We start from the raw sequence: 22,761 nt of genomic DNA, 5'->3' as shown, positions 1-22,761 counted from the left end.
TTTTATAGTATATTTAAAATATCAATAAATAAATTTGCCTCAATTGTTTTGCCAAAGGTAAAAATCCGTATATTAAAAAATGAAGTTTTGCCCCTTGATATCAAAGGGTGATGATAATAAAAATGTAAGGAACCGTATGGGTTTGAATGGAATGGATATACATGCCTCATTAAAAAAATACTTTGGATTTTCAAAGTTCAAAGGTCTTCAAGAACAAGTCATAAAAAATATAGTACAAGGAAAGAATACCTTTGTAATTATGCCTACTGGTGGGGGTAAATCCCTATGCTACCAGCTCCCTGCTCTCATGCAAGAAGGAACAGCAATTGTGGTCTCTCCACTAATAGCCCTGATGAAAAACCAAGTGGATGCCATTCGTGGAATATCCTCTGAGAACGGCATTGCGCACGTATTAAACTCCTCTTTGACCAAAACGGAAATTAGGCAGGTAAAGGAGGATATAACCAGTGGAATTACAAAATTACTTTACGTGGCACCGGAATCCCTTACCAAGGAAGAATATGTAGATTTTTTACAATCTGTAAAAGTATCCTTTGTGGCCGTGGATGAGGCTCATTGCATCTCGGAATGGGGACACGACTTTAGACCTGAATATCGAAATTTACGTACCATTATTGCTAGGTTGGGCGACGACATACCAATTATTGGTTTAACCGCTACCGCCACACCAAAAGTACAGGAAGATATTATTAAAAATTTGGGAATTACAGAGGCCAAGGTTTTCAAGGCATCTTTCAATAGACCAAATTTATATTATGAGGTACGCCCGAAAACAGCCAATATAGAAGGGGATATCATTCGTTTTGTAAAACAAAATTCAGGTAAATCAGGAATCATATATTGTTTGAGCCGTAAAAAGGTAGAAGAACTGGCCCAGATATTACAAGTTAATGGCATTAGTGCCGTGCCTTATCATGCGGGCTTCGATGCAAAAACAAGATCTAAGTATCAAGATTTGTTTTTGATGGAAGGTGTTGATGTTGTGGTAGCTACCATTGCATTTGGAATGGGAATAGATAAACCAGATGTGAGGTTTGTGATCCACCATGATATGCCTAAAAGTATTGAAAGTTACTATCAGGAAACTGGCCGTGCCGGAAGGGATGGTGGCGAAGGTCATTGTCTCGCATTTTATTCCTATAAGGATATTGAGAAATTAGAAAAGTTCATGTCCGGTAAACCCGTGGCGGAACAGGAAATAGGGAACGCCCTTCTACAGGAAGTAGTGGGTTACGCTGAAACCTCCATGTCCCGAAGAAAATTTATCCTTCATTATTTCGGTGAAGAATTTGATGAGGTGAACGGCGAAGGAGCGGAAATGGATGATAATACCAGAAATCCCAAGGAAAAGCAAGAGGCAAAGGATGATGTTGTTAAACTTCTCCAAGTGGTACAGGGTACCAAGGAAAAGTTTAAATCCAAGGAAATTGTCAAAACCTTGACAGGAAAGGTCAACGCTCTGATTTCTTCGCATAAAACCGATGAAAAGCCATTCTTTGGTATAGGTAAAGAGAAAGATAAGGGGTATTGGATGGCTCTTATACGACAGACCTTGGTCGCGGGGCTTATGAAGAAGGAAATTGAGCAATACGGAATCCTTCATGTCACGGAGAAAGGGGCCAATTATCTCAAGAATCCCACATCGTTTATGATGACGATGGATCATATCTATAGTCAGGCAGCAGATGATGCCATTGTAAGTGCGGCAAAGACTGCTGGTGGTGTAGCCGATGAAAACTTGTTACAATTATTGAAGGACCTTAGAAAAAAGGAAGCAAAAAAATTAGAGGTACCGCCTTTTGTGGTATTCCAGGATCCCTCTTTGCAAGATATGGCTTTGAAGTATCCCATTACGGTGGAAGAACTTGTCAATATTCATGGAGTAGGGGAAGGCAAAGCCAAGAAATATGGAAAACCTTTTGTAAAATTCATTGCCAATTATGTTGAGGAGAATGATATTCTAAGGCCAGACGATCTTGTAGTTAAAAGTACGGGAGCCAATTCGGGCCTTAAGCTCTATATTATCCAAAATGTAGATAAAAAATTACCTCTAGACGACATTGCGGCCGCTAAAGGGTTAAACATTTCTGAATTGATAAAGGAAATGGAGCAGATCGTTTTTAGTGGAACCAAACTCAATCTGAGTTACTGGGTAGATGAAATTTTAGACGATGACCAGCAGGAGGAAATACATGATTATTTTCTGGATGCGGAAACGGACAATATTGAAGAAGCAATCAAAGAATTTGATGGGGATTATGAAGACGAGGAGCTACGGTTGTACCGATTAAAGTTTATAAGCGAAGTGGCCAATTAGGATCCTAATGAAAGATTAAAAAAATCCCCTTGAGTAATCAAGGGGATTTTTTTGTGGTTATGCAATTAGTTAGTACTGGTCGAAACTACCTGTTGTTATTACGGCTGCTATGGTACCAAAAAACAAAATCAAGGCCAATAAACAGACAAGGGATATGCCCAAGCCTATATAGGAAAGGATTTTGGCTGTTTTTACATTTTCAAAGCCCGAATACAATTCCGGGTTATCGTAATATAATTTTTCAGCCTTTCCGGCACTTACTAGTCCTATGATACTAAATATAATACCGAAAGGGCCACAACAAACAAAAGGTGTTATTATAGAAATAATTCCCATGGCCATTGCGTTGCTTGCTCCTGGTAACGGTTCCCTATTCATCATAGTATTGCTTTTATTGGTTCATTATATCTTCCATTCGTTCTCGCATTAATTCTTCATCCTGAAGGGCGTCCCATCCTACCATAGCTATTATCCAAACAATCATCAAAATAAAGAGAATGTTCAGTACCAATCCGATAATGGCCAGCACCTTTCCTGTTTTAATAGTGCTATAATCAATATATAATTCCGGACTAGTCTTATAAAGATTCACGGATTTATTTGCCAAAATCAATGCTATTACGGCCAATATGAGGCCAAGTAGACCATAGCACCAACATAGGACAATGGAGGCGATACTCAGTACAATGATCATTGTGGCATTCGGTAATTTCTGTTGTTCCATAAATAAAAGTTTAGTTTTAAAGTTTAAAAATAAAGTTGGTAATTATTAGTGATATAGTTGTAGCGGTTAAGGCTATAATTATTTTATTGGCGTGCTTTACGGGATAAAAGTTGTTGACCAATAGGAATCCCAGAAGTGGTATCAGTGGATATATTGCAGGGTACATTAAAAAAGCTTCCCTAAACTCTCCTTTGAATATCAATGCTATGGCTCTTTGTAGGCCACATCCAGGACATTCAATGCCCAAGAGCTTTTTGTTTAAGCATGGAAGCATAAAATCATCCAAAGAAAATAACAACAAAAAAGGGAGTATTTTCATGTAAATAGATTCTTTTGGTGAAAATTACTATTAATTTTGGGGAATGAAAACAAAACGAATTATTTATTTTTTGCTCATTATTACGGGTGCCTTGATCATGGGAGCAGGTGAATCATATATGAAAAAAGAATATGCATTAAGCATCGGGATAGTTTTGTTGATGTTTGGGATTTATAAATCCACGCAGATCTGGAGTGATGGTAATGATGGGGAAGTAACTAAAGAAAAGGATCAGCATGAGTAAGTTTAAGGTTGGGGATAAGGTAGAGACCGTAGATGATGTTATTGTTGGAATCGTGCAGGGTATACAGGAAAATCAAATTTCCGTTGAGACCGAGGAAGGTTTTATGCTCAGTTTTTCACCGGGAGAATTAATGTTGGTAGCCAATACGGATGACATTACGGTCCATAATTTTGAAGTGGCACGAATAAAAAAGGAAAAGGAAATTCCAAAAAGGAGAAATACCCAGACCGTTAAGCCCAAAGAACGCAGTGCCCCAAAGATGGAAGTTGATCTTCACATCCATCACTTAGTACCCTCCAATAAAGGGATGAGCAATTACGAAATATTAAATATCCAATTGGATGCTGCCAAAAGACAATTGGAATTCGCCATGGCCAAACGTATCCAAAAAGTGGTATTCATACATGGAGTGGGAGAAGGAATTTTGAAGGAAGAACTTTACTATCTCTTCAAAAGATATGAGAATGTTAAATATTATGATGCGGATTACCAGAAGTATGGGCTGGGGGCAACCGAGGTTTATATTTATCAGAATGCGTAAAATTATTCGGTGGTCGTTATGACTCCAAAATCATTGATGCTTAAATCTGTGATTCTAGATCCATTCTCGTTCACAAGCGATATTTCACTTAATTGAATGGTATGTTGGTACGTGACCCCATCCTCCAATAGTATAGTATTTACGAGGACCTTTCCATCTATTGCCTCAATTTCATCAACAACAGTAGGAGTTGTGGGTGGTATGTCACTACAAAAGTAGCTGTTGCTGACAGTGCCGGAAAAAATTCTATAGGTAATTTTTGAATTACCGGGAATGACACTTTCAAGGCTACCGTCCGAAACTTCATTTTTTAAAATCCCTGCCTCCAAGGTCAATATTAATGCTTCATCCCCATTAATCTTGAAGAAGACCTCACTCCCTGTGGTGGCAGTTCCGCACAAGGCTATGGTGCTATCGTCAAAATTTAAGGTTTCTATTTGTAGATCCCCGTCATCGCAGGAGAGTAATAATCCTAAAAAAGCAAAAAGAATAACTTGTTTCATGCGTCAAATTTAATTCAAAAAAAAGGGATTTCCCTATAGCTTTTACCTCTATTTAGGAGAAATTAACTTTATTTCATTTATTTTTGGCCATTATATAATCTGAAATTTTGTTTCATGCAAAGGGTATATCTGGATAGTGCTGCGACCACGCAGGTTAGGGAGGAAGTTATTGTAAAAATGCAGGACGCACTTGCCAATTTTTATGGGAACCCATCTTCTACCCATAGTTTTGGGCGTTCTGCAAAGACAGCTATTGAAAAAGCCAGAAAAACCATAGCTAAGGAACTCAATGCACATCCTTCGGAAATAATATTCACCTCTGGGGGTACAGAGGCCGACAATATGATTTTAAGGGGTGCGGTTAGGGATTTGGGTGTAAAGACTTTGATCACCTCCAAAATAGAACACCATGCCGTATTGCATACAGCGGAAGAATTGGCCAAAGAATATGGGGTAACCCTTCACTTTGTGAATTTAGATCCCTCCGGAAATCCAGATATGTCACACTTGACAACTTTGTTGCAACAGGACGATTCCAAGAAGTTGGTCAGTCTTATGCATGTCAATAATGAAATTGGCAATAAAATAGATATTGATGCCATAGGAAAACTTTGTGCGGATAATCAGGCACTTTTTCATTCAGATACGGTACAGTCCGTTGGGCATTATGAATGGGATGTGAAAAATACGCAAATTGATTTCTTAACAGCTGCAGCTCATAAATTTCATGGTCCCAAGGGTATTGGTTTTGCATATTTAAAAAGAAATACCGGGCTTAAGCCATTAATTTTTGGGGGCTCTCAAGAACGGGGGTTTAGAGCGGGAACAGAATCTTTCCACAATATAGTTGGTTTGGAAGAGGCTTTTATCGCTGCCTATAAAAATATGGATGCGGAACGTAACTACGTGACCGATCTGAAAAAGTACTTTATTGAAAAGCTAGGGAAAAAACTTCCCGAGGCTACATTTAATGGCCTATCAGGAGATTTGGACAAGAGTACCTATACTTTGGTCAATGTGTGCCTTCCCTACAGTGAAGAAAAGGCCTTAATGCTACTCTTTCATTTGGATCTCAAGGGTATTGCCTGTTCTAAAGGAAGTGCATGCCAATCTGGGAGTGATTTAGGTTCCCACGTGCTTGGAGAGATACTTTCCAAAGATGAACTAAAGAGGCCATCATTGCGTTTCTCCTTTTCTAAATACAATACAAAAGAAGAGTTGGACTATGTGATAAGTGTGTTGAAGGACTACGCGAACGATTAATCATTTTTTCTATTTTTCGCCTTTTCCCGTTCATAAGGAAATTTACGGGTAGCGGATTTCATCATGCCATCGATAAGGTCATTCGTGTTTTTTCCGGATTTCTTATTGATCTCCTTTTCGTATTTCCACAATAATTTTCCGCTTGCCCCATCACTGATCTTCATCCCAATTCTTCCATAATTGGAATCTCCCATTAAATAATCAATGAAACTGAAACCGTCAGGGATGCCCTTGGAGAGTAAAATGTTCATATCGAGGTTGCCACTAATGATACCATCCACTTCCAGTATTTTACAAAGCTCTTTAATGGTGTAGACATCAATATTGTCATAATCAATATCATTCTTTGTCAAAATAGCATTGGTGTTTTTGATATTTTGAAATTCCACTGAAAATTTCTTTTTCTTTTTTATGCGCGAAAAGTATACCTCCAATGCATCCTGTACCGCATAGCCCTCTTTTTTTTCCAGGGCCTTAAGCTCTGTTTTTGAGATTTGGTCTTTGAGTTCCAAATTGGTCAGAAAGGGTATAATGGCCAAGACCTCGTGTTCGCTGCTAAGCGCATCAAATTTATCACTTTCGTAAATATTTTTTTGGGCATGTATCGCCACTGAGGCAAATAGTAATAGGTAAATTAAATTCTTCTTCATTGCTTTAATTCTAAAAACGAGTACCGATCTTAAGGTTCAATACACGGGAGGTCATAAAATTGGGAACGGCATATTCCCTTTTGCTGTCCACATCCCTGACCCAAGTATTGGTAATGGAGTTTTGGTTATTGAAAAGATTAAAAATTTCAAACCCAATATTCAATTCCTTAAACCCATGAAGCCAATGATTTTTCGGATACGTTGTTTCGGCGTCCACAAAAATATGGGAAATTCCCAAATCTGCCCTCCTATAATCTCTTAATCTATTCTGAAAGTTGTAGGGATCGGCATAGCTTGGTGATCCTCCCGGCAATCCTGTATTGTACACAAGATTTAAATACATCTTTAAATTTGGTATGTTGGGAACATAGTCCTGAAATAAAACACCAAAGTTTAGACGTTGGTCGGTGGGCCTTGATATATAACCTCTATCGTTGATGTTTTCTTCGGTTTTGAGGTATCCCAGACTCACCCATGACTCCGTACCTGGCACAAAGGCTCCGTTCATCCGTATCTCTGCACCATACGCATATGCCTTTGCGTTGTTGGCTGCCGCGTATCGTATACGCACATCCTCAAGAGTGTAGGGGTTAACGCTGTTCAGTTTTTTGTAATAGACTTCGCTTTTTAAGGTAAAAGGCCTGTTCCAAAGTAAAAAACTATATTCATTTCCCAGTACCGTATGTACAGATTTTTGGGCCTTTACATCGGTTTGGACCATTCCTTCCTGGTCACGCAATTCCCTGTACATGGGAGGCTGTTGATAGAGACCGCCCGCAAGAGTAAAAAGCATATCCAGATCCCAATTGGGCTTTATGGAAAATTGTCCACGGGGACTAACGATGGTGTGGGCCGACTTACCTACGTCTTTTCCGCTAACCGTCCAGTGTTGTGCTCTTAACCCTAAATTATAATAAATATGCTGACCAAGCCATTCCAGTTTGTTGCTGTACTGCGTAAAGGCTGAAAATCGGTTGGTTTGTATGAAATTTTGGGCACTTACCCCATCAAAGGGAACAATTGGGCCCTCAAAAGGATCCTCAGGTTGGTTGTTCTGAAATTCAGATCGCGGTGGCCTTACAGAGAAACCCAAAGAGTCTAAAAATTCCGATTCCCTTAGCTGATCTCTAATATCTTCATGGGAATATGTAGCTCCCCATTCCAACAATCTTGCATTCTTGGAATATGATCCCTTATGGGAGATATTAAAAATTAAGGCATCCAAATCATTCCTGGCCCTATTGAATTGAGATCCAATTCCTCTCGTTGCAATTGCGCCACCAGCATTATCGCTGCTGAGGTCAGTATCTACAGCACCTAATTCATAGGTGGCAAAGACATCGGAGTATTCTTCTTCTGTGGTATGGTAGAGGGAAGTCGTAAGATTCACATTCAAATTATCGTTGAGTCTATAGCTCGACATGATAGCCCCTTGTGTTGTTTGAAACTTATTGTTTTCCCTTCCCTGGTAATAAACCAATAACGCCTTAGGGTCATCCAGCGTTCCAAAATTTGTCTGTCTTGTCAAGGGTTCATTCTGATAATCGTTCAAGGAGAAGGAGCCTAAAACTCCAAGGGTTACGTTTTTGGTGATTTTATAATTTAGGAAGGACTGTATATCTGCAAAAGTGGGGTTGAAATTCGATTTTGTTTGTTGACTGTTCACCAATAAGCTATTGTTTCTATAGCGGATCCCGGTAATGGTAGATAGGTCTTTTTTTTGGGATATGGTTTCTACGGTACTGCTAAGACCAAGTAAGCTGGCGTTGGCTCGGAGGGAAAATTCTGTGGGCTGTTTATAGGTAATGTCAAGGACGGAGGATAATTTATCTCCATATTCCGCTTGAAAACCTCCTGGTGAAAACTCTAAGTTTTGTACCATTTCAGGGTTGATAAAACTTAAGCCCTCCTGTTGTCCCGATCTGATGAGAAAAGGGCGGTAAACCTCAATGCCATTGACATAGACTAAATTTTCATCATAATTGCCGCCTCGCACAGAATATTGTGTGCTCAATTCATTGTTGGAAGTTACTCCGGGCAATAATTTAAGTACATTTTCAACACCTGCATTTGCACCAGGAATACGCCTAATTACCTCAGGAGGAATAGTGGTTATACCATCGACCCGTTTTTCACCAGATGCCGTAACGGTTACACCGTCTACCTGAGTCATTCCTTCTTTGAGAACTGGGTTGAACTCAAAGGTTTCGTTGGAAGAAAGAATTAAATTTCTTAAAACTACGGGCTCATGGCCGATATGCGAAAAGGTGATGCTGGTTTTTTGTTCAGAAATGACCTGTAGGATATAAAAACCATCTTTATTGGTATAGGTGCCCTTGGAGTCAGAACTAACATTTACATCTGCCAGGGGGATGTTTTTTTCGTCCAAAACAACACCGGTGATGGTGGCAGTCTGCGCTAAGGTTAACTTCCCTAGGCAAAGCGTCAGTATTAGGAGTACTGTTTTAGGACACTTCAATTTTTTTAGTTTCTATAAAATGTACTTGTAAAGGTACTGGTATTTCCAACATTATCAGTAACCACTACTTTGAGCTCACACTGTTTTTGATCCAGAATTTTATCGTCGAAGTTATAGGTTAGGGTATTGTTCTTTGTTTCATACTCCATCAAGATCCAATCCCCATTGAGGGTAGCAGTATAGGTGTCAATGCCGCTAAGGTCATCAGAAATAGTTAAGCTCAAATATCTGTAATTGGTCAACCATTGCTTGTCCTTAAAGTTCTTGCTTCTTATTTGTGGTGCAATGGTGTCTTTGACCAAGGCATAGGTACCTAGATTTTTGGTTCTGGTGGTAAAGGTGTTGTCCCTTCTGTAGGTGGAGGTGTAACTTGGTTTCAATCGATTCCCAAGTCGGGCAATGAACATTTTGCTTCGGTCCTCCTCGGAATATTTGGTTGCATCAAAAGTTATTGTAAAATTTCTATGAGCTGGCATCCGGCCGTTATGAATGGTGACAGTGTCATTTCCTTTTTGCAGATCCATATAAAAATCTTCGTAAAAAGTATTGGCCGGAAAATATACTTTGGCTGCGCCAAGATCGTAATTATTTGGCTTTGATGCGATGATATAGGTGTCCGTTTTATTGGTTTCCTTTATCACCTTTAACGGTAGTTTTTTACCCTCAACTGGGATAACCACCCTGGTTATATTATCCGATAGATCTTTTAAAAGTATTTCTATCTTATAGCTCATTCCTTCGTCAACTGCTATTTTTCCATCATTTTTCAAGGTGTTGTAGATGGTGAGGTTATTGCCAGGGGATTTAAAACATTTGGTGATCCATTTTCTATATTTCCCAAAATAGTCGTAATCTATCAAAGTATTGATATAGCGTGTTTCGCTGAAAGAGAACTTTTCAAAATTAAAATCGGTATAAACCTGTCCGTTTACCAATTGTTGTACGGAGAACACCCCATTTTTATTCGCTGCCATATCTTGCCGATCATAGGCATTGAATCCAAATCCAATGGTTCCACTGGCCAAAACCTTATCGGCTAAAAATGAGCCATCACTTTGTTTGGTAAAATTAATTTGTGCCAAATCATTGCTTTGATTGATCTGGGCATCGCTGGAAAGGGGGTAGGCAAATAGTTCAAGAAGAGTGGGATTGGTCGCGTCCCTAACCTCCAATCCATAGAGCAAGGGATTTGTAGGCATTTCTGATGCGCTATTTCGGATCTCAAAATGTAAGTGGGGTCCGGCAGACCCACCAGTATTGCCGCTATAGGCAATAAGATCCCCTTTGGCTACCTTTAATTCGCCAAAATCGGGAAATACTTCCACCTCGAACGACTGCTTTTCGTATTGTATTTTTTTGATGTAGGCCTCAATTTCGGGTGAAAATTTTTGAAGATGCCCATAGACAGAAGTGTATCCATTTGGATGGGCCAAATAAATTACTTTGCCATAGCCCCAAAGGGATACCTTTATTCTGCTAATGGTTCCTTCTGATATGGCATAAATGGGCAGCCCTTCCCGTTGTTGGGTTTTGATGTCAATTCCAGAGTGAAAATGGTTGGACCTAAGCTCCCCAAAATTGCCTGAAAGGATCAAAGGAATATCCAGGGGAGATCTAAATACGTCCTTGGGATAATTGTCTTGTGCGCAAATGGTTAGGGAAATGAATAAAAGCAGACCCAAAATAGTAATTCTCATAATGTGTAATAAGTAAATGCGAATGTAATTAAACGGTTGAAATGGTAAAAATCTATTGCTGTTAAAATGGTTAAACCAATAAATCTGAACCAATTGTATCCAGTATAAAGATTTCCGATAAGAATAATTGTAAAAAGTATTGCGAAGTCGTTTGAGGTATGTTAACTTTGTGTAAAATGCATTGAAATTTGCATATGAGTGAACTAGTGGAAATTGTTGATTCTTTAGAAAATAAAATTGGTATGTTGCTCCATAGGTTAGAGCTTTTGGACCAGACTAATTTAAAATTGGAGGAAGAGTTGAACGCTATGAAAAAGGGCCATGCGCTAACTGAAAATTCCGCTTTGGAATGGGAGGAAAAGTACAATTCACTTAAGCTTGCAAACTCTATGCTAGGCAGTAATACGAATAAAACGGAAGCTAAGCTTAAAATAAACACGTTAATCAGGGAGTTGGACCATTGTATAGCCCAACTTGCAGAGTAACGTTCAACAATACAATGTCAGAAAAGCTAAAAATAAAACTTTCTATTGCGGACAGGGTATATCCTTTGACCATAGACCCTAGTCAAGAAGAAGGTTTACGCAAGGCTGCTAAAAATATTGAGCAACTGGCTAAGAAATTTGAGCAAAGTTATGCAGTAAGGGACAAACAAGATGTTTTGGCCATGTGCGCTTTGCAGTTTGCTTCTAAAATTGAGCAGAAGGGAATAGACCAATCAGAGGATACAAAAGAAGTTGAGGAGCGTTTAAAAGCCCTCGATCATCTGATTGCCACCAAGCTCTAACAGAAATAAGTTCTTTAAAATAAATAATGTTACTGCCCACATTGGTAATTATTTTTGACAAACTCAACACTATTTTGTTTGAAAAGGGTGAGTTTAGATTGTAAAAGCAGGCCTTACTAGTATAAGGATCCTTGATCAGTCTGTTAGCCCTAAACCTGTTTATCGGGGTTTGTACAAAACTTCCTCCAATGTGGGCTTTTTTTTTAATAATTTTTAAATTATGGACAGTACTACAATAATAATAGTAGGTATAGTTGGTCTGGCGATTGGTTTTGCCATTGCCAAGATTATGGAAAAGGGAAAGGCTTCCAAAACCATAGACAGTGCAAAAAAAGAAGCGGCATCCATTATCAAGGAAGCTGAACTGCAGGGAGAAAGCACTAAAAAGGATAAGATCTACCAAGCCAAGGAGAAGTTTCTGGAACTTAAAGCAGAGCACGAAAAGGTCATTATAAGTAAGGATAAAAAGATCAATGAAGCTGAGAAACGCACAAGGGATAAGGAATCACAGATCAGCAATGAGCTTGCCAAGAGCAAAAAACTAAATGATCAGCTAGAAGTAAAGCTAAAGGAAGTAGACCATAAAAGTGAATTCTTGGAGAAAAAGCAATCCGAATTGGAAAAGCTTCACAAAAGCCAAGTTCAGCAGTTAGAGGTTATTTCAGGATTATCTGCCGAGGATGCCAAAAGCCAATTGATGGAGTCATTGAAGGAAAATGCAAAATCTGATGCCATGGCATTTATTCAATCCACGGTGGAAGAGGCTAAATTAACGGCACAACAAGAGGCTAAGAAAATTGTCATCAATACCATCCAACGTATTGGAACCGAAGAAGCGGTAGAAAATTGTGTTTCCGTATTCAACTTGGAATCAGACGACGTAAAGGGCCGTATCATTGGTCGCGAAGGAAGAAATATCCGAGCCCTAGAAGCCGCAACAGGGGTTGAAATTATTGTTGATGATACCCCAGAAGCTATTATTCTTTCTTGTTTTGATTCTGTAAGAAGGGAAGTAGCGCGTTTATCACTTCATAAATTGGTCACCGATGGTCGTATTCACCCAGCACGAATTGAAGAGATCGTCAAGAAAACGGAAAAGCAGATTGAAGAAGAAATTGTAGAGATAGGAAAACGTACCGTAATCGATTTGGGCATCCATGGGTTGCACCCAGAGCTTATCAAAGCTGTTGGTAGAATGAAATACCGTTCTTCTTATGGACAAAACTTATTACAACACTCTAGGGAAGTTGCCAAACTCTGTGGTGTTATGGCCGCTGAATTGGGACTTAACCCTAAATTGGCAAAACGTGCAGGACTATTGCACGATATAGGTAAGGTGCCAAACACTGAAGCAGAGGTTGAAACGCCACATGCCATCTTAGGAATGCAATGGGCAGAGAAATACGGAGAGAAACCGGATGTTTGCAATGCGATTGGTGCCCACCATGATGAAATTGAAATGAAAACCTTGATCTCACCAATTGTTCAGGTGTGTGATGCTATTAGTGGTGCCAGACCAGGGGCTCGTAGACAAGTATTGGATTCATATATCCAACGTCTTAAAGATTTGGAGGATATCGCCTTTGGTTTTGGTGGTGTTCAAAAGGCTTATGCTATTCAAGCCGGAAGAGAATTGCGCGTGATCGTGGAAAGTGAAAAAGTGAGTGATGAGAAGGCAGCGGAGCTATCTTTTGAAATATCACAAAAAATTCAAACGGATATGACCTATCCAGGTCAGGTTAAAGTGACCGTTATTAGGGAGACACGTAGTGTGAATGTCGCAAAATAATTGCAAGTAAAACTTATTAAAAAGCGAGCCAAAAAGGCTCGCTTTTTTTTATCCTGCGCATTACCAATTATAGTTTACTTTCAAAATTGGATAGTAATTTGTTGGTTTGGATTTGTAGCTTGTTTTTAAAGAAAGGGGTCCACCCCAAAATAAATCCTCTTACGCCCAGGGCCTGTTGAGACCATTTGTAAAGGTCAAATGTATCTTTATGGGAAATGATTTTCCCTTCTTTAAACCTAAATTCGGCCTGTACGATATTATGGATTTTTCTTCCTGTTTTACTAAAGACATAAAAGGCTTCCCAGGTAGCTTTAGTGACCTCTGCTGAGCTTTTTATGTGGTTTACTTGTACTGTAAATTCCTTTCCTTTTTGGGAAGAGCACAGCATTTTCCACATGTTCTTTGCCTGCTCACCTTTTAAAACCCCAAAAGCCGGGTCTTCAAAAATAATATCTTCATGATATTGTGCAACCATTTTTTCGGCATCTAAATTGTTGAATGCCCCGTAAAATTGTTCTATTTGATCTTTCATTTGATATGTTAATGACAAAAGGGTTGGTTGAAAAACTTCACAAATCATAAATAGGGACTGTGATTTAGCTCAATATACAAATTGAATGTATAGGGTTAAAAATACTATAAGATTATTGTATCTTTAAGCCCCTATGATAAAAGACACAAAACTGGCCGTTTTAATTGACGGAGATAACATACCTTCCAAATATGTGAAGGAGATGATGGAGGAGATTACCAAGTATGGGACTCCCACTATAAAGAGGATATACGGGGATTGGACCAAGCCCCATTTATCCAAATGGAAAAACATTTTATTGGAGAACGCCATTAATCCTATCCAACAGTACGGTTATACCGTAGGTAAAAATGCAACAGATTCCGCTATGATAATTGATGCCATGGATATCCTATATTCCAATAAGGTAGACGGCTTTTGTTTGGTTTCTTCAGATAGTGATTTTACAAAATTGGCAACAAGGCTAAGGGAAGCCGGTTTAAAGGTTTATGGAATAGGAGAAAAGAAGACTCCCGATCCGTTCATTGTGGCCTGTGACAAATTTATTTATTTGGAAATCCTTAAATCGGGCAATGAAAAACAAGACGGACAGACCGATTCCAAGAAGCAGGATGTTGATAAGATAACCCCTAATATTATGCGTCTGTTGCGCAATTCGGTCTCCGATGCTGCAGATGAAGATGGGTGGGCCTTTATGGGCGACGTGGGATCGTTGATTCTTAAAAAGCAGCCTAACTTTGATTCCAGGAATTTTGGATTTGAGAAGTTGACACCATTGTTCAAATCATTAAATCAATTTGAGGTAGATCACAGGGACCAGCCCAATGCGCGCTTTAAGCTTGTTTATGTCAAGAATAAATAGGGTAAAGCATTGTTCTCCAATACTTCGACATCATAAGCAATCAAGGTTCTTGCCATAATAAAATTGAATCGAAAAAATTAGGTGTACCTTTGCAGCTTCATATAGAGGTGACCATAAATCAAAGGTCGTTTCTTAAACAATTTATATGTCATTTAAATCTTTGGGCCTATCCGACGCCCTGTTGAAAGCTGTCGACAAAAAAGGATACAACACCCCTTCGCCTATTCAGGAAAAAGCAATACCACAAATATTAGAAAGAAAAGATGTTTTAGCCTCCGCACAAACGGGTACGGGTAAGACAGCCGGTTTTACATTACCTATTTTACAAATCCTGTCCCAGGCTCCAGTCTTGCGGAAAAGGCCTGTACGGACCCTAGTGCTTACGCCGACAAGGGAATTGGCTGCTCAGGTATATGCAAATATTAAGGAATACAGTGAGTTTTTAGATATTAGGTCCGCTGTTATTTTTGGAGGTGTCAATGCCAAACCACAAATTGCAACGTTACGCAATGGGGTTGACATTTTAGTGGCCACTCCTGGCAGATTACTGGATCTTCAGGGCCAAGGGGCACTATCTTTGAACAGTGTTGAAATATTGGTCTTGGATGAGGCTGATAGAATGTTGGATATGGGTTTCCTTAGGGATATTAAAAGAATCTTGAACCTTATGCCGGCCAAGAGACAGAATCTATTGTTCTCGGCTACCTTTTCGAAGGAAATAAAAAAATTGGCAGGCGGATTCTTGCACCATCCAGTATTGGTGGAGGCCACTCCAGAGAATACAACTGCTGAAAAGGTAGACCAACAAGTTTATCGAGTAGACAAAATCAGAAAATCCGAACTGGTCATTAAGTTGATCGGCGAGGGCGAATGGCAACAGGTACTTGTCTTTACTAGGACCAAGCACGGTGCCAATAGATTGAGTGAAAAGTTGAACAAAAACGATATTACCGCTGCCGCCATTCATGGAAATAAAAGCCAAGGGGCAAGGACCAAGGCACTGGACGGTTTTAAAAAAGGAAGCGTTAGGGTGTTGGTAGCAACTGATATTGCTGCACGTGGATTGGATATCCCATTGTTGCCACATGTGATCAACTTTGAACTTCCCAATGTCCCGGAAGATTATGTTCATAGAATAGGTAGAACCGGTAGGGCGGGAGCCAGTGGGGAAGCCCTTTCTTTGGTGTCCCAAGATGAAATGGAATATGTCAGAGGGATAGAGAAATTATTGGGATTAAAATTGCCCAGTGCCGTGTTGGAGGGTTTTGAGCCAAGTGGCAGGCCGGAGAAGGACGAAGAAGATGATAGAGGCCCGAGACAAAGAAACCCAAGGACAAAAGCGAAACAAGGTTCAGGAAATAAGAAACCCAATAGATTTAAAAGTAGATCTGGCGGAAATAGAAATTCTTAAGCACAAAAAAATGGGACCATTTGGTCCCGTTTTTCTTTATAACTTATTTTTGCCTTATTCCTTTTCAGTGGCATCGTCTTCTTCAATTTCTGACTCTTCTGCCTCCTTATTAAGATTGTTTTCTAGAATATTGAGCTTTTTCAGCTTTGCCTTCCAGGTATTTAATGAGTCCTTGTGATTGTTGATCTTCTTGATAACATTCTGAACAACTGGACTATCTTCTGAAGCATTGGAGAAGAATTGCAAATTATTTTCCAATTGATTGATCTCGCTTTTGCTTTCTGCTATTTTTCTTCTAATGAAAGTGCGTTCATTGTAAATGGCCCTTTCATTATCGGCATTGGCCAATTGCTGTATTTTGTTGCCGTATTTCATCAATTCGGCCTCCTGCTTGTTAATGTCCAATTTATTAAAAAGGGCATCCAAGATTTTATTGAATTTTACATTGATGTTTTTCTTGTTAAAAGGAACCCTGCCGTAGGTTTTCCATTCAGCAATATATTCCTTGATGCTTGCCAAATCTTTTTGCTTATCCCCACTAAGCTCAAAAGCTTTTAATCGGTCCAAACAGGCATTTTTTTGTTCCAGATTTTCTTCTTCCTCTTTATGTGCCACATTTTTCAAGGAATGCAAACGGTCAAAATAATGGTTACAGGCATTTTTGAATTCGTTCCAAATTTTGTCTGAGTACTTTCTCGGGACGTGACCTATTTTTTTCCATTCGTTTTGTATCCGCTTCATTTCGGCCGTAGTAGTGTCATAATCTTCACTATCTTTTAAGGATACAGCCAGTTCCAATAAGGCCCTTTTTTTATCGAGGTTTTCTTGTTGGTCTTTTTTAAGGTTCTTGTAATAGGCATTTTTGTTTCTATTGAAATCACGGACACTTTCTTTGAATGCCGCCCAAGTTTGCTCATTTACCTTTTGAGGTACCTTCCCCGCTTTGAAAAAGGACTCCCTTAATTCTTCCACCTTTTTCATCTGCTGCTGCAGTGCCTTATGGTTATTGGCCATATTGGAAGCAATAGCTCTTATGGACTCAATGATCTCATTTTTTTTCACGAGGTTCTCCTCATAGACCTTGTCCATCTCTTTGTAATGGTCTTGTCTACGCTGGTGAAGTACTTTGGTGGCATTGCTGAACGCCTCCCAAATTAGCTCTCTATGTTCCTTATCTACCGGGCCTACATCCTCTTTCCAGATTTTGTGCAAGGTTTGTAGTTCTTGAAAAGCCATGCTCAGATCGGGTTCATTGGCCAAAGCCTCGGCGCGTTGAATCAATCGGAGCTTCTCTTCTAAATTGTGTTTAAAATCTAGATCACGAAGTTCTCTATTGAGATGAAGGAAGTCGTAAAATATTTCAATATGGTGGTGGTAGGTGCGCCAGACATCATTGTAGTTGGTTCTTGGAATAGGACCTGCGGTACGCCACCTCTCCTGTAATTCTTTGAAGTTCTTGTAGGTGGTATTGATATCTTCCTCTACATTCACAAGCCCCTTGAGCTCTTCTATTATGGTCAGCCTCTTATTTAGATTGTCCTTGAGGTTGTGCTCTAGGCTTTTATAGTACTGATCTCTCTTTTCACGATATTCTGTATATACCTCATTGAACTGTCTCTTGGTTACGGAATTGTATCTAAAGTCAATTTCATTTCCGCCATTACTGACAAATTCTTCTTTTTTATGTTCGATGAAGTCCTGAAATTTTAAATCGAATTCATACTTAATGCCATCTACATGCTTTTTGATGGCCTGAACTTTTTCGTTCTTTACGAGGCGTTGTAACTCCCCGACCAAATTTTCCATGGACATGGAATGATAGTCTAAAATTGGAATTTGATGTCTAACACGATTGTCTTCATCCTCGGCATCCTCGGCATTGGATTCGTCTATCTCTTCCAATAAATCCTCATCTTTCTCATCTGTAGGAGCATCTTCATCTTTTTTGGGAGCAGAATCTTCTGCCTCCTTTTTAGCGGTATTGGCAATTTCCTCCACTTCCACTGCGATTGGAGCCTTAGACTCTTTTTCAGTCGCAGCATCCTTGGTGAGGATCTCTTCTTTGCCATCCGAAGGAATAGCTACCTCTTTCTCTGCAAGAGGAGTCTTAGGCTCTTTTTTTTCTGTAGGAACCTTTGGGCTGGTCTCTTCTTTTTTTTCTGTTACATCAGTGCTTTTCTCTGAACTCGAAGAGACTTCAGTAGTTTCTGATTTTTTATCCCCACCTACATTATCTTGTAGTTGCTCGTCTTTTTCTTCCAACATTTTTAGAATGTTTATCTGTTATGTGATGTTGTACAATAGTAAGCTATTGACAACCGCGTTAGTGACAAAGTTAATGAATCTTCTTTTAAGGTGATGTTAATCCTGTATTTAAGAGGGAAGGAGGGAATTCATAAGGAAACAACACCTTACTAAGGTACTTTGTTGCCAAGAAATATCCAAAATTTTGAATGACTATGATACTCTAATGCTATCTGGAATTCCAGATTTCCCAAGATTTTTCGGCTTGTATCGCTAACATTTTATGACCATTGAGGATGGTGGCGCCGTGAGCTTCCCCTTCTTTTAAGAAGGCGGTTTTTTCGGGGTTGTAAATAAGGTCGAAAAGCAAATGCAGGTTATTTATAAATTGATAGGGAAGAGAGGGTTTAGCGGTTATGTTGGGAGAGGTGCCCAAGGGGGTGCAATTTACTAGAATTGTATGTTCTTCCATAATCGATTGGGTGAGGTCATCATAGCTTAATTGATTAGTATCTGGGTCTCTGGATACAAAAGTATGGGCAATATCCAATTCTTCAAAAACAAAGGCTACTGCTTTTGATGCTCCTCCTGTGCCTAAAATCAGAGCTTTGTTATGGTGCTTTTCAATATGGGGCTCAATGGAGTCTCGAAAACCAAAAACATCGGTATTATAGCCTATGAGGCCTTCTTCTGTAAATTTAATGGTATTAACCGCCCCTATTTTTGCAGCTTTCTGGTCCACCTTATCGAGGTATGGAATAACACTTTCTTTGTAGGGGATGGTTACATTGAGACCCTTGAGGTCTTTATTTTTATTGATAAGATCTTTAAATTCTCCAATATGTTGTAGGTCAAAATTTTCATAGGAATGATCGACAAGGTTCAAACTTGAAAATTTTTGGGTAAAATACCCTTTTGAAAAGGAGTAGGCAATGTCTTTGCCTACCAACCCAAATCTATTTTTTGTAACTCCTGTATCGTCCATACCTTTCCAATCCTAGTAAAATCCCTGCGCCAAGGAACATATAAAAAATGGCCCACCATGACTCCATACTACCCATATCTGGAATAAAGCGCTCATAATTGAGTATGACTTCATTTCCGTTGGAATCGATGAGGACATTGCCCAAAGCATCTGTTTTAAATATTGTTTTCTTCCAAGGCCAAACCACCCCTAGAGATCCTGTTATGAAACCTATAATCACTGCGGTGGTGATATTTTTGTGATGTTTGAGAACATAACTGAGTATGTGTGACAAAGTTACCAAGCCTGTAGCTGAACCTAGTGTAAAGACCGCTAAGATTTTTAAAGTGTTTATCCTTCTGGGGTTGCTTATAAAGCTAAAATCTGCTTCCATAAGTTCGGCAAAAGTATAATAAAGTGCATTTACAGAATCTACCAACAACAATACATAATTTCCTAAAAGAATAAGTATAAAGGAGCCTGACAGACCAGGGAGGGTCATCCCGGAAACACTTATGATACCACAAAAGAAAATAAAGAAGAGGTTATCATTCTCGGTTGCAGGATTCAGGAAGCTTATGGAAATACCGATGAGAAGACCTAATATACCGGAGAGGATCGTTTTTTTGTTCCAATGGCCGAAACCTTTGGATATGTAGTATATGGAACCTATGATCATTCCAAAAAAGGCAGCCCATACATAAAGTTCCTTTTTTTCCAGAAAGTAATCGAGAATTTGTGAAATGCTAAAATAGCTGACCAACATGCCAAATATCAGTAGGGACAAAAATTGTCCGTTTACATATTTGTAAAAGCTTTTGAATCGGCCATTGATGATCAACTTAAAGGCTTTGAGATTAATTTTCTGTAAGGAATAGATGAATTCTTCATAGAAGCCGGCAACGAAGGCCACAATACCTCCTGAAACTCCGGGTACTTTATTGGCGGCACCCATAAAAAGACCTTTTATGATCAGAAAAATCTTATCCATAAATGTCCTTTCAGCGCGCATGTAAGTTCTAGTTTTCTTTTTTAGAGGCTAACTTTTCAAGTATAAAAATAACCGAAAAACCAAAGATACCCAGTATAAGGGCGTACAATAATTGAGGATCACCATCAAAGGAAAAAGGGGAAACGTTCGCTTCCTTAACTGTTATTACTTTATCCCCGTAGGTTTTGGTTTCCAATACCTCTTTCCAAGGCCATATTTTGTTTAAAGAACCTAAAATAAACCCGGTCAACAAGGAGAGGGTAATATTTTTGTAATTGCTGAACATCCACTTCAGGATCTTGGCAAAACTCAACAGCCCTATAATAGCCCCAAAGCCCACTGTGGCGACAATGGTCAAATCTCGCTCATGAACCGCATCCAGGATGGTTTTATAAGATCCTAAAAGGACCAGTATAAATGCACCTGATATTCCAGGCAATATCATCGCACATACGGCCAATGCCCCTGAAAAAAATAAAAATGGCATGCTGCCTGTGTGTTCCGAAGGGGGAAGAGTGGTAATAAAGAACGCCGCTAAAGCGCCAATAATAAAGGTGGTTATGGTGCCCATATGCCATTTTTCTATGGCTTTGCCTACAAAAAAAACGCTTGCAATCACCAATCCAAAAAAGAAGGACCACAATAATACGGGTTCATTAATAAGCAACCAACTTATAAGTTTTGCCAGGGAAAACACACTTATAGCTATTCCGAGAAAAATAGCGACCAAAAAATTACCGTTGAGCTGGTTCCAAAAGGCCTTTGCACCTTCTTTTCTAAGTGTTTTGAAAAGCGATAGGTTTATGTTGTTGATCGAGGTGATCAATTCCTCGTAGATTCCGGAGATGAACGCAATGGTTCCTCCAGAAACGCCTGGCACTACATCTGCGGCGCCCATGGCCATTCCTTTAAGGGTAATTATAAAATATTGTAAAAAATTGCGACTTTTCATAGGGAATAAAAAAGCAAAAGTAGCTTTTTTATTAAGAAGCCCTTTTCATTTCGGATATAATATCTTGTATCCAATCCAATTGATAAAATTGTGGAAAACCTGCTTCAAAAGCAGCAAGTTTGTCCGCGTCCAATTTAATTGCTTTTGAAAAGGATTTTTTTGCTTCTACAGTCTGTTTGAGCATGAGGTGCACTCCTGTAACAGTATACCATAGTTTAGCTTCTTCTGGGTAAAATTCAAGGCCTTGTTGCAATATTTGAAATGCAGATTCTGCATCGTAGCCTTGAAGGACTACTGCTGTCCAAGAAAGCCAGGTCTCCAATTCAAAATTCCCAAGATCTACAGCTTGTTTGTAAGCGAAATCTGCCTCATCGTAATTTTTAAGGGCCTTGTTTATTTTGGCACATTTCTTCCAATAGAGTGAATTTTCCTCATCTATATTAATGGCCTTGTTTATATAATACAATGCTTTTTTGTAATCCTTTTTCCGGTAATAAAAATCTGTAATGGCCAACCATCCTTTATCCAATAATGGATCCTCGTGCACGGTATGGTAAAAAAAGTGTTTCGCCAAATCGTCATTATGCAGCTTTTCGTGGCATTTACCGATCCTTAAGTAGGCATGGGAAGTAGGATCTTCAATGGATATAGTTGTTTCGTAATTTTCTATAGCTTCGTTATACCGGCCCAATTTTTCCAATACCCTGCCCTTTTCAAAATAGGCGCCTATAAAAGTGTCGTCTGAGATGATGGCAAAATCAAATGATGCCAAAGCCTCGTTCAACATCTTTTTTGCCGTGTATTGTTTGCCCAATTGATGCCAGGCTACCTCACAATAGGGGTTTCTTTCCAAATAGTCATTTAGATAGTGTATGGCCCCATCGTAGTCCTCCATGAACTCAAAACAATAGATAACATTGTAAAGGGAAGAGTAGTCTTCTTGATCAAAGGAGACACACATCATAAAGTTTTCTTTTGCCAATTGAAAGTTGTCCATAAAGAGGTATTCCATGCCCAATAGGGAATGGATATCAAAACTATCATCTGCAAGTTCCAAGGCTTTGTGCAATAAGGTTACAGCGGCCTCATGATTGTCTTTTTTTGAATAGATGTTTGCTCTCTGAATGTAGATTTCCTCATTGCTGCTGTCTAGCAATTGTAGCTCGTCCAGCATTCTTTCGGCAACTTCCAAATTATTTTCGAAAACCATCACCTCCACATCCAATAGCTTTAGTTCTATTGAGTCCGGATGTTGCTGTAAGCCAATTTTTATGGCCTTCTTGCCTAGGGACACTTTACCATTGTTGAGGTAGTGGTGAATGATATCCTCGAAATCCTCCGCGTCAAAAAAATAGACATCGTCTGTTTTCAACATGGATTCAAACTTAGCAATCGGTTGTCCTGGTCTTTCGTTAGAATCTAACGCCATAGAAACTTTTTGGTTAAACTATATTTCTAAAATTACTGCTTT

22 protein-coding genes and 1 other RNA gene are annotated in these 22,761 nt (G+C 39.2%); 10 read left to right on the top strand and 13 right to left on the bottom strand.

Annotated elements, in window-relative coordinates; all coding sequences use genetic code 11:
* Positions 1-136 precede the first annotated feature (136 nt).
* Positions 137-2,338, top strand: coding sequence for a DNA helicase RecQ (recQ, locus tag SB49_RS06820; RefSeq protein ID WP_062058951.1), 2,202 nt, complete (start codon positions 137-139; stop codon positions 2,336-2,338).
* A gap of 69 nt (positions 2,339-2,407) precedes the next feature.
* On the opposite strand, the gene SB49_RS06815 is transcribed toward recQ, so the two are convergent.
* Genes SB49_RS06815 through SB49_RS06805 form a run of 3 tightly spaced genes read right to left on the bottom strand, consistent with a single transcriptional unit; the run spans position 2,408 to position 3,381 of the window.
* Positions 2,408-2,719, bottom strand: a complete 312-nt coding sequence (locus SB49_RS06815; protein WP_335337893.1) for a CCC motif membrane protein — start codon at positions 2,717-2,719, stop codon at positions 2,408-2,410.
* A gap of 10 nt (positions 2,720-2,729) precedes the next feature.
* On the bottom strand, positions 2,730-3,062 hold the full coding sequence (locus SB49_RS06810; RefSeq protein ID WP_062055075.1) for a CCC motif membrane protein: 333 nt from the start codon (positions 3,060-3,062) through the stop codon (positions 2,730-2,732).
* Positions 3,063-3,078: 16 nt separating this feature from the next.
* Entirely contained in the window at positions 3,079-3,381 is a 303-nt protein-coding gene (locus SB49_RS06805; RefSeq protein ID WP_062055073.1) for a DUF2752 domain-containing protein, read from the bottom strand.
* A gap of 43 nt (positions 3,382-3,424) precedes the next feature.
* Between SB49_RS06805 and SB49_RS06800 the strand changes: the two genes are divergently transcribed.
* Together SB49_RS06800 and SB49_RS06795 are read left to right on the top strand one after the other, a co-directional pair.
* Positions 3,425-3,625: a hypothetical protein gene (locus SB49_RS06800; RefSeq protein WP_062055071.1), complete on the top strand. Its 201-nt coding sequence runs from the start codon at positions 3,425-3,427 to the stop codon at positions 3,623-3,625.
* Positions 3,618-4,166, top strand: coding sequence for a Smr/MutS family protein (locus tag SB49_RS06795; protein ID WP_062055070.1), 549 nt, complete (start codon positions 3,618-3,620; stop codon positions 4,164-4,166). The genes SB49_RS06800 and SB49_RS06795 overlap by 8 nt, the downstream gene beginning before the upstream one ends.
* A 2-nt stretch (positions 4,167-4,168) precedes the next feature.
* Here the strand turns inward: SB49_RS06795 and SB49_RS06790 are convergent, their stop codons facing one another.
* Positions 4,169-4,669 carry a hypothetical protein gene (locus tag SB49_RS06790; RefSeq protein WP_062055068.1) on the bottom strand — a complete coding sequence of 167 codons (501 nt, stop codon included), beginning with the start codon at positions 4,667-4,669 and terminating at the stop codon, positions 4,169-4,171.
* 114 nt (positions 4,670-4,783) lie between these two features.
* On the opposite strand from SB49_RS06790, the gene SB49_RS06785 reads away from it, so the two are divergent.
* On the top strand, positions 4,784-5,932 hold the full coding sequence (locus SB49_RS06785; RefSeq protein WP_062055066.1) for a cysteine desulfurase family protein: 1,149 nt from the start codon (positions 4,784-4,786) through the stop codon (positions 5,930-5,932).
* Here the strand turns inward: SB49_RS06785 and SB49_RS06780 are convergent.
* From SB49_RS06780 to SB49_RS06770, 3 genes are read right to left on the bottom strand one after another with little or no spacing between them, the layout of a single operon-like run.
* Positions 5,929-6,582 (bottom strand): hypothetical protein, encoded by a 654-nt coding sequence (locus SB49_RS06780; RefSeq protein WP_062055064.1) that lies wholly within the window; start codon positions 6,580-6,582, stop codon positions 5,929-5,931. The two genes, SB49_RS06785 and SB49_RS06780, sit on opposite strands and share 4 nt — an antisense overlap.
* A gap of 10 nt (positions 6,583-6,592) precedes the next feature.
* Entirely contained in the window at positions 6,593-9,061 is a 2,469-nt protein-coding gene (locus tag SB49_RS06775; protein ID WP_062055062.1) for a TonB-dependent receptor, read from the bottom strand.
* Between the two features lie 5 nt (positions 9,062-9,066).
* The gene (locus tag SB49_RS06770; RefSeq protein WP_062055060.1) at positions 9,067-10,758 is read right to left on the bottom strand and encodes a M23 family metallopeptidase; all 1,692 of its coding nucleotides are present in this window, start codon (positions 10,756-10,758) and stop codon (positions 9,067-9,069) included.
* Between the two features lie 194 nt (positions 10,759-10,952).
* On the opposite strand from SB49_RS06770, the gene SB49_RS06765 reads away from it, so the two are divergent.
* The 4 genes from SB49_RS06765 to rny all read left to right on the top strand — a co-directional run bounded on the left by SB49_RS06765 (position 10,953) and on the right by rny (position 13,334).
* Positions 10,953-11,243: a hypothetical protein gene (locus SB49_RS06765; RefSeq protein WP_062055058.1), complete on the top strand. Its 291-nt coding sequence runs from the start codon at positions 10,953-10,955 to the stop codon at positions 11,241-11,243.
* A 14-nt stretch (positions 11,244-11,257) separates the two neighbouring features.
* On the top strand, positions 11,258-11,545 hold the full coding sequence (locus SB49_RS06760) for a cell division protein ZapA (protein ID WP_062055056.1): 288 nt from the start codon (positions 11,258-11,260) through the stop codon (positions 11,543-11,545).
* A gap of 61 nt (positions 11,546-11,606) precedes the next feature.
* Positions 11,607-11,716: non-coding RNA, 6S RNA (gene ssrS / locus SB49_RS06755), on the top strand.
* Between the two features lie 49 nt (positions 11,717-11,765).
* Positions 11,766-13,334, top strand: a complete 1,569-nt coding sequence (rny, locus tag SB49_RS06750) for a ribonuclease Y (RefSeq protein ID WP_062055054.1) — start codon at positions 11,766-11,768, stop codon at positions 13,332-13,334.
* A gap of 67 nt (positions 13,335-13,401) precedes the next feature.
* Here rny and SB49_RS06745 read toward each other — a convergent pair whose 3' ends face one another.
* On the bottom strand, positions 13,402-13,866 hold the full coding sequence (locus tag SB49_RS06745) for a nuclear transport factor 2 family protein (RefSeq protein WP_062055051.1): 465 nt from the start codon (positions 13,864-13,866) through the stop codon (positions 13,402-13,404).
* 133 nt (positions 13,867-13,999) lie between these two features.
* Between SB49_RS06745 and SB49_RS06740 the strand changes: the two genes are divergently transcribed.
* The gene (locus SB49_RS06740; protein ID WP_062055049.1) at positions 14,000-14,728 is read left to right on the top strand and encodes an NYN domain-containing protein; all 729 of its coding nucleotides are present in this window, start codon (positions 14,000-14,002) and stop codon (positions 14,726-14,728) included.
* Positions 14,729-14,873: 145 nt separating this feature from the next.
* Positions 14,874-16,139, top strand: coding sequence for a DEAD/DEAH box helicase (locus SB49_RS06735; protein ID WP_062055047.1), 1,266 nt, complete (start codon positions 14,874-14,876; stop codon positions 16,137-16,139).
* A 54-nt stretch (positions 16,140-16,193) separates the two neighbouring features.
* Here SB49_RS06735 and SB49_RS06730 read toward each other — a convergent pair whose 3' ends face one another.
* The 5 genes from SB49_RS06730 to SB49_RS06710 form a co-directional block, all read right to left on the bottom strand.
* A complete protein-coding gene (locus tag SB49_RS06730) occupies positions 16,194-18,404 on the bottom strand; it encodes a DUF349 domain-containing protein (RefSeq protein WP_062055045.1) in 2,211 nt (736 codons plus the stop codon).
* Between the two features lie 208 nt (positions 18,405-18,612).
* Positions 18,613-19,368, bottom strand: coding sequence for a shikimate dehydrogenase family protein (locus SB49_RS06725; protein WP_062055043.1), 756 nt, complete (start codon positions 19,366-19,368; stop codon positions 18,613-18,615).
* Positions 19,340-20,359 carry a DUF368 domain-containing protein gene (locus SB49_RS06720; protein WP_062055041.1) on the bottom strand — a complete coding sequence of 340 codons (1,020 nt, stop codon included), beginning with the start codon at positions 20,357-20,359 and terminating at the stop codon, positions 19,340-19,342. Before SB49_RS06720 ends, SB49_RS06725 begins: the two co-directional genes overlap by 29 nt.
* A gap of 7 nt (positions 20,360-20,366) precedes the next feature.
* Entirely contained in the window at positions 20,367-21,290 is a 924-nt protein-coding gene (locus SB49_RS06715) for a DUF368 domain-containing protein (protein WP_062055039.1), read from the bottom strand.
* 31 nt (positions 21,291-21,321) lie between these two features.
* Positions 21,322-22,719, bottom strand: a complete 1,398-nt coding sequence (locus SB49_RS06710; protein ID WP_062055037.1) for a tetratricopeptide repeat protein — start codon at positions 22,717-22,719, stop codon at positions 21,322-21,324.
* Positions 22,720-22,761: the final 42 nt, after the last annotated feature.

Source organism: Sediminicola sp. YIK13 (assembly GCF_001430825.1).
Taxonomy (GTDB): domain Bacteria; phylum Bacteroidota; class Bacteroidia; order Flavobacteriales; family Flavobacteriaceae; genus Sediminicola.
Note: the sequence above shows the minus strand (reverse complement) of the source record. Positions and strands in the feature narration are given on the sequence as shown.